A 12,660-nucleotide genomic window follows, 5' to 3' on the forward strand; every position below is an offset into this window, starting at 1 on the left:
GGGTAAAAATGACAGCACCTTTATATGAAGCATTAATGAAATATGTAAAAGATGGAACTATTCCATACCATATGCCTGGGCATAAAGAAGGCAGGAGTATTTCCCGGAAATATATTGAGAACCTCGCAAAGATAGACCTTACGGAAGTACCAGGGACAGATAATCTCCATGATCCAAAAGGACCAATATTGGAGGCTGAAGAGCTTGCAGCAAAAGCATTTGGATCAAAGATGTCTTTCTTTCTTGTAAATGGAACAACATCAGGAATATATGCTGCAATGTGTACAGTACTTAATAATGATGATAAGATATTAATTCAAAGGAATTCACATAAATCTGTTTACAACGGCTTGGTTATTACAGGTGCTATACCATGCTATCTTAATCCATTGATAGATTACGATGATGGTATAGCTATGGGCATATCAATAGATGAGTTAGAAACGATGCTTAGGTCAGATAACGATATAAAAGCGGTATTGATAACATATCCTAATTATTATGGATTTTGCGTCGATATAAAAAAGATCGCAGAAGTTGTGCACAAATATGATAAGATTTTAATTGTTGATGAAGCACATGGAGCCCATTTTGCATTTTCTGAGAAATTACCTATTACAGCATCAAAGGCTGGTGCAGACATAGTAGTTGAAAGCATACACAAGACATTACCTGCATTTACTCAAAGCTCTATTTTACATGTTAATACAGATAAGATTAATATTGAAAAATTACGCTTTTATTTAAGCCTTTTTCAAACAACATCACCATCATATATTCTAATGTCATCAATTGATTTAGCCAGAGAATTTATGGAAGGAGAAGGTAAGAAAAAGCTTAATAACTGTATAGACTTATCCATAAAAACAAGAGACATATTAAATCAGTTTGATAGTATAAACTGTCTTGGCAAAGATGTTATCGGTAGATATGGAATATATGATTTTGATCCTACTAAGTTTACAATCGATGTAAAAGGTCTCAACCTCACAGGGAATGATGCGGAAAAAATATTAAAGAGTGATTTTAATATTCAGGTAGAAATGTCAGATTTATATAACATACTTGCAATTATGACCGTTGTGGATACTGAAAAGGAGTTTAATATACTAATTGATGCTATAAAAAAGCTTAGAAATTATAAAAAAAATATAAATAAAAAATTCATTGATTATTATCCTAAAATACCTCAAATGGCATTTAAGCCATCAATTGCCGTCAAAAAATCTTTTAAGTCTGTAGATCTAAAAGATTCAATTGATAAAATATCATGTGATTATGTAATACCGTATCCACCAGGAATTCCATTAATATGCCCTGGTGAAATAGTAAAAAAAGATATGGTACAATATATAAATTTACTATATAATATAGGTATAAAGATTGTAGGTATTGATAATTTGAGTATACGGGTGTGTGAATAATGTACAATGGAAAACTCATTACATTTGAAGGCATTGATGGAAGCGGCAAGACTACACAAATAAATTTACTAAAGGAATATCTTTTGAAATTAGGTTACAATATTATAGTATTAAGGGAACCTGGTGGTACTCATGTAGGAGAAAAAATAAGAGATATACTCCTTGATGAGGAAAATAAAATAGTACCTGTTTCGGAAGCTCTCCTTTATGCGGCATCAAGAGCAGAATTAGTGTCAGAGATAATTATACCTTCACTAAAGATAGGAAAAATAGTCATACTTGACAGATTTGTAGATAGCTCTATCGTATATCAAGGTTATGCTAGGGGAATAGGTATAAAGGCTGTTGAGGAAATAAATAACATAGCTATTTCAGGTTTAAAACCTGATTTAACGATATATCTTGATATAAAACCGGAAGAAGCTTTAAAGAGAATTAATCAAAGGCATGATAGAGATCGTCTTGAAATGGAGGACATAGACTTTCACAAAAAAGTATACGAAGGATATAAAAATTTAATATTGTCAAACCCAGAGAGGTTTGCAGTAATAGATGCAACATGTGATGTCAATGTAATACAAAAAAATATCATAAATGAAATTAAAAAAATTATTTAAGGAGGGATCTATAATGAAGTTAATATTCGCAATAGTTCAAGACGAAGATGTGAGAAGACTGATGGATGGATTGACAGAAAAAGGCTTCAGTTTTACAAGAGTAGCTTCTACTGGCGGTTTCTTAAGGTCCGGCAATACTACATTGATGATCGGTGTTGAAGACAACAAACTCGATGATGCAATTGAAATCATTGAGAAAAAATGTAAGACAAGAGATAGGATAATAACATCACCGACGCAGATGGGTGGTGCAACAGATATATTCATTCCGCAGCCTGTTGAAGTTTCTATTGGAGGCGCTACTGTATTTGTTATGGATGTTGAGAAATTTTTCAGAATATAGGTGTTATATATGAGGATACAAGAGATAAACACGAGAAAAGTTACATCTGATTTTGTTGTGGATGATAAGAAAAATAAAATGTCTACAATGAAGTTTGAAGATGCAATTGAAAGCGAAATAAGCAAAGTGCAGGACAATATTTTAAATGAAATGCTCGCTGACATAGATAATACAGCACAAAAGTTAAAAGAAAATTTAAATATAGAGAATTTACTTTCATACAAGAAGAAAGTCAAACAGTTTTTGCAGAATGCCATAAATGGAATGTTTCGCAGGAATAAGAGAGAGTCTATTGATATAAGAGGACGGAAAAAAATTTATACAATTATTGATAAGATAAATGATAAACTTGAGAAACTAACCATGGATTTCTTAAATAACAATAGCAAAAATATTGATCTTTTAAATACAATTGAAGAAATAAGAGGTCTATTAGTAGACATTTACTCGTAGGTGATTTGATGTTAAATCTATACGGCCATGAAAATATTTTAAATTTATTTAATAGAATCTTAACTGTGGGCAATATTGCAAATGCATATTTGTTTGTTGGCGAAAATGGACTAGGGAAAATATTTATGGCGAAGTATTTTGCCATGATGGTAAATTGTACTCATAAAGGTAAAAGGCCATGTTTAAGTTGCCCGTCTTGTCTTCAAATATTATCAGGAAATCATCCTGATATTTTCTTTGTAGAACCGGAAGGCAATTCGATAAAGGCTGATACTATTAGGAATAATGTAATAGATAATATATATGTTAAGCCTTATAATTCATTGAAAAAAGTATTTATAATAAAAGAAGCAGAAAAGATGACCGAACAGGCACAGAATAGTATTTTAAAAACCTTAGAAGAACCGCCGCTATATGGCCTTTTTATCCTAACCGCTTCAAAGATGGAAGGGCTTTTACCTACGGTTGTTTCAAGATGTGAGATAGTTAGATTTACACGTGAAAATGACTCTGTTATAGAAAATTATCTTCGAAATGAAAAAAATATCGATTCTATAAAAGCTAAAGAGATCGCATCAATTGCTTTCGGCAATTATGGCAAGGCTGACTTATTGATAGATCCTGAGTTTTCTGAGATGAGATATAGCTTAGGAAAAATTTTATTTGATTCTATTAATGATGAAAAAGCTATAAGGCTTGACAATTATAAATTCTTTGATGAAAACAAAGACAGCATAGATGATATTATAAATATAATGCTTTCATACTTTAGAGATACATTGGTATACAAAATGACAGGCGATGATGCATTTATTATTAATAAAGATATGATAGATGATATAAAAATACTTTCGGGCAATTTGACAGGATTTAAGCTAAATAATATAATTAAAAAGATAGAAGATCTTAATTTTAATCTCAAATCCAATGTTAATTACCAATTAGCGATAGAAGATTTTCTCTTAAATATTTAGGAGGTATTTATTTTGTATACAGTCGTAGGAATTCGGTTTAAAAAAGCCGGTAAAATATATTATTTCGACCCAGGAGAATTGCCCGTAAGTATAGGTGATAACGTAATTGTAGAAACGGCAAGGGGAATAGAATTTGGAGAAGTTGTCGTTGGCAAAAGGGAAGTTCCAGATGAAGATATAATAGCACCCCTTAAAATGGTATTGAGGATTGCAACAGATGAAGATATAGAGCATTATAATGAAAACAGATCCTGTGAAGCCGAAGCTTTTGGTGTTTGTATGAATATGATAAAAGAACATAACCTTGATATGAAATTAATCGATGCAGAATATACATTTGATAATAATAAGATAATATTTTATTTTATTGCAGATGGAAGGATAGATTTCCGCGATTTAGTTAAAGACCTTGCGGCAATATTTAAGACGAGGATAGAGCTTAGACAAATTGGTGTAAGAGACGAATCTAAAATAGTCGGTGGTCTTGGCCCATGCGGAAGACCCCTTTGTTGTGCGACGTTTCTCGGGGATTTTGAACCTGTTTCTATCAAAATGGCGAAAGACCAGAATTTGTCTCTTAACCCAACTAAAATATCGGGTTTGTGTGGCAGACTCATGTGTTGCCTAAAATATGAGCAGGATACTTATGAAAAAGTAAGGTCTGAAATGCCGGCAGTAGGCAGTTTAATAAAAGTTGATGATAAAGAGATGAGAGTTGCGGAAATCGACGTCGTAAGGAGAAAACTTAAAGTAAAAATGAAAAATGCTGAAGGAATAGAGATAACTAAGGAATATGATCCGAATGATGTTATCGTGATAGAAGACAAGAAGGACGAATTTGCTGAAATATATGATGAAATACTTGGTGATGACTTTGATGAAGAATAAAAGAGGGCCAAAACCCTCTTTTTTTATGCTACCCAACTTTACCACCAAGGCTCAAAAGGGATCCGAATGTCCTTGCTATTATTGATATGGACAGGCTCTCTAATGGCATTATTATCACATAATTAACGTTTTAAAATGATTTACCATTTCTCATTTCTCTTTCTAGCAATATAAGAATTGGTGGTATTGCATAAATACACATTGTAGATGCTGCTACAATGCCGGCATCATTGAATGCTAAAGCAAAAAGCATACCGATGACGCTGCCAAAAAAGCCATAGTAGATGTATTTATTTTTTCTAAATATACTCTTTAATATTCCTGTAGGCTTATATGATAGAATAAACAAAATTATGATTGATATGATTAAAACCCATGACCATATGGTATATCGTATAAGTGTAAGTTCCATATCTAATTTTCTTGCAAATATCTTATACAGTGCTAAAATACCCTCATTTTTGACGATAAGAGCAGTTTGTACCATATGTGTTGCAGTACCTATAAACATTGAACCTACAAACATAAATACCAAAAGTGCCACCATTGAAATAAATAAAATTATAAGGTTTTTATAATTTATCTTGATTCCGGATAAAAGTAAAAGTGTTACACCGAATGCCATAAATCCCGTTATGAATCCTCCTATTTTTGCGCCGTATCCCGGAAGAACCATAAGGAGGAAAACTATGGCGAAAAATAAGACACCGGCTAATTTTACGAAGCTATTTTTATATTTTTGAATAAGTGCCATTACACCCATAATCGCAGAACCTATTAAAACACCCATGTACTCATTTCCAATGCCATAAAATCTAGCGCCTGCGATAACATCGTAGCCTAATATAGAGCTTTTCATAAGATGTGCACCTGTAAAAATATCCAATGCTATTGCAAAAGCGGTTATGAGGCTAATAACCATTAAAATGTCATATTCATCTTTTACAAATAATTTTAATATAGCTAATAATATAAATGTAATGATTATAATCGCTATAATACTTAAGTATATTGGCAATGGCCCAAATATGGAAAGCATTAAAAGCGTTAATGGCACTGCCATTACACCCAATATTATAGGCTTTAAATATTTAAGATATTCTATTTTTAGAAACAGCGTTATAAGGTACAGCATTAATATAATAATTAGAAAAATTACATAGCTTTTTAATACAATTGGCCTTGCTGTATAAATAGAGACGACCATCTTATTTAAATTATCAAGATAATTTACCTTGTTTGTAGATTTAATATTTGTTATAGGATGCCCCAACATCTCGACTGGAATTTTGATATTGAAATATTTGAGAATGGTTGGCGCGATATCAATGTTTGTTATGATGCCATTTCTTTTCGTTGTCATGGATGATGCCAGTCCATTGTAACCAGGTCCGGAAATAATGAGGGGTGTCAGGAGATTATCTGTTCTTAAGGCACTTTTGGATGGATATGGTGTTGCAATTATTAAAAGATCCCTAGATGTGTCAATACTATCCATTAATTCACCTACGAAGTTATCGATATTTTTTATAGCATATTTTTTATACATTGATGTCATTGTACTTGATACATTCTGTGAATATTCATCAATCCTTGTTGTATCACCAGCATCTATTACAAAAAGCCCGCCGGTTTTTTCATATTTTGTATAATAATTGTAAATTTTATCATAATCTGTTTTTAAAAAATATGGACTATTTTTATCATATTTTAAAATATCGCTATTGACATACCCGAATGCAGTACCTTTTTCATCCATTGCTATTAAAACACCATATCTTTTATAAGATGTTTGATTATCTATCTTTGTATCGGAGTTTCCAAAAACATATGTTTTAATATTATTATCTTTTAGAAGTTGACCTAAAAGACCAGGCGTAATTTTATAATCAGCTTTTTTGGCACCTTCTAAAAGACTTGTTATACCTAAATTTACTATATTGCTATTTCCGTAGTCAAGCCCTGTATTTAGCATATAAATATCTCCGGCTTTTCCAAAGGTATAATATTCATCAATATTAAGACATGTTGCACCTAAACCACCTGCAGTTGCCCTTGTACCAGTGCCGAATGTGAAATATCCTGATGCATCAGTGTATTCATTAGCACTTCTTGTGTTCATAAGCCCTATTGTACCGCTGCTTATCAATTTTTGAATATTTTTTGCGTCGTATTTTATGTAGTCATCAAGGCTTACTCTATCAATTATCACTAATACGACCTTTTTATTTTCATCATGTGTCGATGCAAAAGCATTCTGCGGTATGAATGATAAAGACATAAGAAAAAGCAACACTGCTATTATTATTTTCTTCAAATAACACACATCCTTCACATTAATATAAACTATTATACCAATTAAATGTTAATAAATTGTTAAAACAAAAGAGGGTTTTATCCCTCTTAATCTCTTACGATAGGCATACTCATACATCTGGGACCACCTCTTCCTCTTGACAATTCGGAACCCTCTATTTCGATTACTTTTATGCCTTCTTTTTCCATAATCTTATTTGATGCTTCATTGCGTGAATATGTTACTACAACACCTGGGGCTATTGCAAGGGTATTCGTACTATCACTCCATTGCTCTCTTGCCGATGTTATAGCATTTAATCCACCGGTAGGAATTATCTCTATATTATTTAAATTGAGGGAAGTCTTTAATGCACACATTAGGTCTTTTTCTTTTTTGATTGAAAAGCCCTTTTCTTCCTTTATAATGCTGAATACTCTCAAATCTTTTTTTATTCCTGGATAAAAAACAAACCTTTCTTTATCAACCATTGTAAAAACTGTGTCAAGGTGCATATAAGACCTATTAACAGGTATTTGAACGATGATAATTCGCTCTACTGTCGAACCACCTACAAAAAGGTTGTGTGCCAATTGCTCTATTGCCTGCGGCGTTGTCCTCTCTCCGCAACCGACTGCAATAACTTTATCGCTCAATATAAGAACATCACCGCCTTCTAAAGAATGAAAGTATGTATTGTCATACCAGCAAGGTATATTATTCTTTTTAAATAAATCGTGGTTCTGATAGATATATTTAAGTATTAATGTCTCTGGCTTTCTTGCAGCTGTTTTCATAGAGCTTATCATCAAACCACCATCAATCATGGTACCGGGGTCTCTTGTAAAATACATATTTGGAACAGGTTTAATATAAAAATAGTGATCTTCGTATATGTATTCCGCAAGACCAATTGGCATGTTATTACAATTGATATCACCTTTTTCAAGTCCACTTATTGCTATTTCAGCAACATTATCAGATGGCATATTTAAAAGCAAGTCCTTTAAATAATTTTTTATCTCATATGATGTAATGCCATTGATCATTAGCAGATCATTTATAAACTGCCCTTTTATGTTTTCGCTTCTTAAAACATCCTTAAGAAGATCTTTAATATACAATACAGTTATACCATTATCTCTTAATACTTTTGCAAATTTGTCATGTTCTTCTTGTATCTTCTTAACCCATGGTATGTCATCAAAAAGAAGCTCGGTGAGATTTTGAGGCGTAAGACGCTCTAATTCTTTTCCTGGTCTGTGCAAAATAACTGCATTAAGATTTCCGATTTCTGACGATACATGGGGAATTAATAATGGCTGTGTCACCGGCACATTCCTCCTACGCATAAACTCTTTATATAGTATACTTTTCTTATACTTATTTTTCAATACAATTTATATTAATTTATTATTATGGTAAAATTATTTATAAATGAGGTGGATATATGCTAAAAAATGGTGAAAGAATAGATGACTTAAATTTAAATGGACTTAAAATAATCCAGCATGAAAGCAAATTTAAATTTGGAATGGATGCCGTTTTGCTTTCTAATTTCGTATATACAAAAAAAGGTGATAAAATTGTCGATTTAGGCTGCGGTACTGGAATTATACCAATTTTAATTGCAGGAAAATCAAATGATACACATATAATCGGGGTAGAAATTCAGAAGGAAGTTTCTGATATGGCTTATAGAAGTGTGATGCTGAATAATCTTACAGATAGAATAACAATAATAAATGACGATATACGAAAAATTGTGGATAAATTAGGAATAGAGAAGTATGATATTGTTACAACAAATCCGCCATATATGCCATGCGAAACCGGTTTTGATAAAAACAATGAAAGTGAAAATATTTCAAGATATGAATTAAACGGTAATCTTGAGGATTTTATAAAGGTTACATGGAGATTGCTTAAATTCGGTGGAAAATTTTTCTTGGTACATAGAGCGGATAGACTTGTGGATATTGTTTATAATTTAAGGAAATATAATCTTGAACCGAAGAAAATTAGATTTGTGCAACCGTATATTGACGAAAAACCAAACTTGGTTTTAGTAGAAGCAAAAAAAGGTGCAAAAATGGGACTTAATATAATAAAGCCACTGTATGTATACAGAGATAATGGTAAATATACAGATGAGCTTATTGAGATATATGGAAAGACCAGCATTGAGGAGGGGTAATAGTGATAGGAAATTTATATTTGTGCCCGACACCCATCGGGAACCTTGAAGACATAACCTTGAGGGTTTTGAGGATATTAAAAGAAGTTGATTTTATTGCTGCCGAAGACACGAGGCAGACCGTGAGGCTTCTAAATCATTATGAAATTAAAAAGCCTCTTATAAGTTATCACGAGCATAACAAAGTTTCAAGCGGAATTAAGATAGTCAATGAATTAAAATTAGGCAAAAATGTAGCATTGGTGACAGACGCTGGTACGCCTGGGATATCTGATCCAGGTAAGGACCTTGTTAAGTTATGTATAGATGAGAATATAAATGTTATACCACTCCCAGGACCAACAGCTATAACAACGGCTTTAATAGGGTCTGGACTTGATACAAATGAATTTACGTTTATGGGATTTTTACCCACAAAGAAAAAAGACCGTGAAGAGGTTATTAATAATATATTTCATGAAAAGAGAACGGTTATCATTTATGAAGCACCTCATAGAATTATCGATACATTAAACGAATTTAAGCCATATGCCGGTGATAGAAAAATTGTGATCGCGAGGGAACTAACAAAGATACATGAAGAATTTATAAGAGGAACAATTGATGAAGTTTTAAGTAAAATCGGTAATGAGGTTAAGGGCGAACTAGTTGTGCTTGTAGAAGGATTTAAAGAAGTTATAAACCTAAGTCCTGAGGAATTAATTAAAAAATATATAGATAGCGGTATTGATAAAAAGGAAGCAGTAAAATTAACTGCTAAAAAATTAGGCATACCCAAAAGTGAAGTTTATAAACTTACGTTAAATGATAAATAAAGTATACGATTTTGTTTCTCAATATCAATTGATAATGAAAATCAATAACTGCAATTAAAAAATATTTTGCTTTTATATTGCATATTTTTATGTTTAAGCATATAATATGTAGTATACTTAACATTATCAATTGATTTTTATAAGGTGGTCTTAAAATGGACACATTTAAAAAAATAAAAGAAGTTTTGATAATAATATTAGTCTTAAATATAATAGTCGCATTGGCTAAAATATTATATGGCTTGTATATAAAGAGTGCAAGTATGATGGCTGACGGATATCATTCACTTTCTGACAGCTCAGGCAATATAGTTGGCCTTGTGGGGATTTATCTTGCATCGAAACCTGAAGATAAAGAACATCCCTATGGGCATAAGAAGTTTGAAACATTTTCTTCTATTTTTATATCAGTTATGCTATTCTTTGTAAGCTTTAATATATTAAAAGAAGCTTATAGCAGATTTATTACACCAGTTATTCCTAAAATAACAATTGATAGTTTTATAATAATGATCGCAACACTCATAGTAAATATATTTGTATTTACTTACGAATATAATCAGGGCATTAAGCTAAAAAGTGACATACTTGTCTCAGATTCGCTACACACAAAAAGCGATATATTTGTTTCTGTATCTGTGCTTGTAACACTTATAGCTTTAAAATTTAAAGTAACACCTTATATTGACCCTATAATGTCTGTAATAATTGCTGTATTTATAATTAAGGCAGGTATCGAGATAATAAAGCACAGTTCGGATATTTTATGTGACAGAATTGTAGTAGACTCTAAAAAGATACATGATATTGCTGTTAGTATTAAAGGTGTTTTGTCATGCCATCAAATAAGAAGTAGAGGACGGGAAGATGATATAAACATAGACCTTCATATAATGGTTGATCCAAATGAAAATATCCGCGATGCCCATGATATAGCGAGTGAACTTGAAGAAAAACTAAAAAAAGAGATACCTGGTGTTACGGAAGTCATCGTTCATATAGAACCATATGATAAAACCGAAGCTCAAAATTAGAAAGGCAAAAAAATAATAGAAGATTAACTTCTATTATTTTTTTTCGATTATTCGCTTTTTTTGAGATCTTCAAGACATTCTTTGCAGATATTTTTGCCCTTATAATTAACTACGTTTTCTGCGTTGCCACAGAAAATACAAGCAGGTTCGTATTTTTTAAGTACTATCTGCTCGCCGTCTACATAAATTTCAAGAGCATCTCTTTCTGCTATATTTAATGTCCTTCTAAGCTCAATAGGAATTACGACCCTTCCCAACTCGTCTACCTTTCGAACTATTCCAGTAGATTTCAACATAATTCTTCCCTCCTGAAGTAACAAAATTCGACAATTTCTTCTCATATGTAATAATACCAAGTTTTGCAAAATAAGTCAATACTTTTTTGACATTTTTTAAAAAAAATAACATAAATTTTTATAGAATGGAGGGGATATTTTTGATAAACTATATATGGTTTTTTATGATAGCGATAGGGATTATCGTAGGAATGATAAGTGGAAGGATGGGTGAAGTATCAAAAGCTATAATAGATTCTTCTGAATCGGCCGTTACAATATCTATAGGATTGATTGGTATCATGTCCTTATGGCTTGGCATTATGGAGATTGCCGAAAAATCAGGTTTAATGGATATATTATCTCGAATATTAAAGCCATTAATTATTAAACTCTTTCCGGAGGTGCCAAAAGATCACCCTGCAATAGGTGCAATGATTATGAATATATCTGCAAATATGTTAGGGTTGGGCAATGCAGCAACACCCTTTGGTATAAAGGCGATGGAATACCTTCAGGAACTAAATATGCGTGATATTGCATCAAATTCTATGTGTACGTTCCTTGTCATTAATACTGCATCTGTGCAATTAATACCGGCAGTAATGATAGGGATAAGAGCGTCATTGGGAGCTAAAAACCCTGCGGATTTTGTTATTGCTGGGCTCTTATCAAGTGTTACAGCGATTATAGCTGGTGTTACAACTGTAAAAATTTTAGAGAAATCACCACTTTTTAAGGAGTGATCTTATGTTAAAGCTTATTTCTGAATGGATTATACCAGTTATATTAATGTTAATTCCTCTTTACGGATTGCTAAAACATGTTAAAGTATATGAAGTATTTGTCGATGGTGCGAAAGACGGCATAAATACGATCATCAAGATATTTCCGGCACTTTTAGTAATGCTTGTGGCTATTGGTGTATTAAGAGCATCCGGCACCCTAGATTTATTGGCAAAGCTACTTACACCTTTGACGACAAAGATAGGTATGCCTTCAGAAGCTGTTCCATTAGCACTTATAAGGCCTCTTTCAGGAAGCGGTGCTCTTGGGGTTGCAACGGAACTGATTAAGTCTCATGGGCCTGATTCATTTATCTCAAAACTCGCCTCTGTCATGTATGGCTCAACTGAAACAACATTTTATGTATTAGCGGTATATTTTGGATCTGTAGGAATTAAAAAAATGAGGCATTCAGTTTTAGCTGGCATTTTCGCAGACATAGTTGCTATACTTGCATCTGTTTTTTATAGTAGACTCTTTTTTTGACTTGTTTACATTTTAAAATTTGATATACTATAAATGATAAAATGTATTATAAATTACTGAAGGGAATGCATG

Annotated in this window: 14 protein-coding genes; 11 read left to right on the plus strand and 3 right to left on the minus strand. The window is 32.2% G+C overall.

Translation table 11 applies throughout. The features are described 5' to 3' along the window. Positions 1 to 8: 8 nt before the first annotated feature. The 6 genes from CPG45_RS07040 to CPG45_RS07065 are packed head-to-tail and all read left to right on the plus strand — an operon-like array spanning position 9 to position 4,699. Positions 9 to 1,424: an aminotransferase class I/II-fold pyridoxal phosphate-dependent enzyme gene (locus CPG45_RS07040; protein WP_096231238.1), complete on the plus strand. Its 1,416-nt coding sequence runs from the start codon at positions 9 to 11 to the stop codon at positions 1,422 to 1,424. Beyond that, positions 1,424 to 2,041 carry a dTMP kinase gene (gene tmk, locus CPG45_RS07045; RefSeq protein ID WP_096231239.1) on the plus strand — a complete coding sequence of 206 codons (618 nt, stop codon included), beginning with the start codon at positions 1,424 to 1,426 and terminating at the stop codon, positions 2,039 to 2,041. The genes CPG45_RS07040 and tmk overlap by 1 nt, the downstream gene beginning before the upstream one ends. Positions 2,042 to 2,054: 13 nt before the next feature. Continuing rightward, positions 2,055 to 2,384, plus strand: a complete 330-nt coding sequence (gene darA, locus CPG45_RS07050; RefSeq protein WP_096231240.1) for a cyclic di-AMP receptor DarA — start codon at positions 2,055 to 2,057, stop codon at positions 2,382 to 2,384. Positions 2,385 to 2,393: 9 nt separating this feature from the next. Beyond that, complete coding sequence (locus CPG45_RS07055; RefSeq protein WP_096231241.1) at positions 2,394 to 2,837, plus strand: YaaR family protein; 444 nt, start codon at positions 2,394 to 2,396, stop codon at positions 2,835 to 2,837. Positions 2,838 to 2,845: 8 nt separating this feature from the next. Beyond that, complete coding sequence (holB, locus tag CPG45_RS07060) at positions 2,846 to 3,811, plus strand: DNA polymerase III subunit delta' (RefSeq protein ID WP_096231242.1); 966 nt, start codon at positions 2,846 to 2,848, stop codon at positions 3,809 to 3,811. Between the two features lie 12 nt (positions 3,812 to 3,823). Next, positions 3,824 to 4,699: a PSP1 domain-containing protein gene (locus CPG45_RS07065; protein ID WP_096231243.1), complete on the plus strand. Its 876-nt coding sequence runs from the start codon at positions 3,824 to 3,826 to the stop codon at positions 4,697 to 4,699. 130 nt (positions 4,700 to 4,829) lie between these two features. Here CPG45_RS07065 and CPG45_RS07070 read toward each other — a convergent pair whose 3' ends face one another. Together CPG45_RS07070 and CPG45_RS07075 are read right to left on the minus strand one after the other, a co-directional pair. Beyond that, positions 4,830 to 7,016, minus strand: coding sequence for an alkaline phosphatase family protein (locus CPG45_RS07070; RefSeq protein WP_096231244.1), 2,187 nt, complete (start codon positions 7,014 to 7,016; stop codon positions 4,830 to 4,832). Positions 7,017 to 7,102: 86 nt separating this feature from the next. Beyond that, the gene (locus CPG45_RS07075) at positions 7,103 to 8,326 is read right to left on the minus strand and encodes an arginine deiminase (protein WP_096231245.1); all 1,224 of its coding nucleotides are present in this window, start codon (positions 8,324 to 8,326) and stop codon (positions 7,103 to 7,105) included. 119 nt (positions 8,327 to 8,445) lie between these two features. On the opposite strand from CPG45_RS07075, the gene CPG45_RS07080 reads away from it, so the two are divergent. The 3 genes from CPG45_RS07080 to CPG45_RS07090 all read left to right on the plus strand — a co-directional run bounded on the left by CPG45_RS07080 (position 8,446) and on the right by CPG45_RS07090 (position 11,041). Then, positions 8,446 to 9,192, plus strand: a complete 747-nt coding sequence (locus tag CPG45_RS07080) for a tRNA1(Val) (adenine(37)-N6)-methyltransferase (RefSeq protein WP_096231246.1) — start codon at positions 8,446 to 8,448, stop codon at positions 9,190 to 9,192. Between the two features lie 2 nt (positions 9,193 to 9,194). Further along, positions 9,195 to 10,007: a 16S rRNA (cytidine(1402)-2'-O)-methyltransferase gene (gene rsmI / locus CPG45_RS07085; protein ID WP_096231247.1), complete on the plus strand. Its 813-nt coding sequence runs from the start codon at positions 9,195 to 9,197 to the stop codon at positions 10,005 to 10,007. Positions 10,008 to 10,162: 155 nt separating this feature from the next. Further along, positions 10,163 to 11,041: a cation diffusion facilitator family transporter gene (locus CPG45_RS07090; RefSeq protein ID WP_096231248.1), complete on the plus strand. Its 879-nt coding sequence runs from the start codon at positions 10,163 to 10,165 to the stop codon at positions 11,039 to 11,041. Positions 11,042 to 11,088: 47 nt separating this feature from the next. Here CPG45_RS07090 and CPG45_RS07095 read toward each other — a convergent pair whose 3' ends face one another. Continuing rightward, a complete protein-coding gene (locus tag CPG45_RS07095; RefSeq protein ID WP_231969087.1) occupies positions 11,089 to 11,340 on the minus strand; it encodes an AbrB/MazE/SpoVT family DNA-binding domain-containing protein in 252 nt (83 codons plus the stop codon). Positions 11,341 to 11,477: 137 nt separating this feature from the next. Here CPG45_RS07095 and CPG45_RS07100 point away from each other — a divergent pair, with 137 nt between their 5' ends. Both CPG45_RS07100 and CPG45_RS07105 read left to right on the plus strand, forming a co-directional pair. Beyond that, complete coding sequence (locus CPG45_RS07100) at positions 11,478 to 12,062, plus strand: nucleoside recognition domain-containing protein (protein ID WP_096231249.1); 585 nt, start codon at positions 11,478 to 11,480, stop codon at positions 12,060 to 12,062. Positions 12,063 to 12,066: 4 nt separating this feature from the next. After that, on the plus strand, positions 12,067 to 12,588 hold the full coding sequence (locus tag CPG45_RS07105; protein WP_096231250.1) for a spore maturation protein: 522 nt from the start codon (positions 12,067 to 12,069) through the stop codon (positions 12,586 to 12,588). Positions 12,589 to 12,660 lie beyond the last annotated feature (72 nt).

Source organism: Thermoanaerobacterium sp. RBIITD (assembly GCF_900205865.1).
In the GTDB taxonomy this organism is placed as follows: domain Bacteria; phylum Bacillota; class Thermoanaerobacteria; order Thermoanaerobacterales; family Thermoanaerobacteraceae; genus Thermoanaerobacterium.

Coding starts and splice junctions, on each gene's coding strand:
- tmk (WP_096231239.1), top strand. CDS start 1,424: ATGTACAATGGAAAACTCATTACATTTGAAGGCATTGATGGAAGCGGC.
- CPG45_RS07055 (WP_096231241.1), top strand. CDS start 2,394: ATGAGGATACAAGAGATAAACACGAGAAAAGTTACATCTGATTTTGTT.
- CPG45_RS07040 (WP_096231238.1), top strand. CDS start 9: ATGACAGCACCTTTATATGAAGCATTAATGAAATATGTAAAAGATGGA.
- holB (WP_096231242.1), top strand. CDS start 2,846: ATGTTAAATCTATACGGCCATGAAAATATTTTAAATTTATTTAATAGA.
- CPG45_RS07080 (WP_096231246.1), top strand. CDS start 8,446: ATGCTAAAAAATGGTGAAAGAATAGATGACTTAAATTTAAATGGACTT.
- CPG45_RS07090 (WP_096231248.1), top strand. CDS start 10,163: ATGGACACATTTAAAAAAATAAAAGAAGTTTTGATAATAATATTAGTC.
- darA (WP_096231240.1), top strand. CDS start 2,055: ATGAAGTTAATATTCGCAATAGTTCAAGACGAAGATGTGAGAAGACTG.
- CPG45_RS07105 (WP_096231250.1), top strand. CDS start 12,067: ATGTTAAAGCTTATTTCTGAATGGATTATACCAGTTATATTAATGTTA.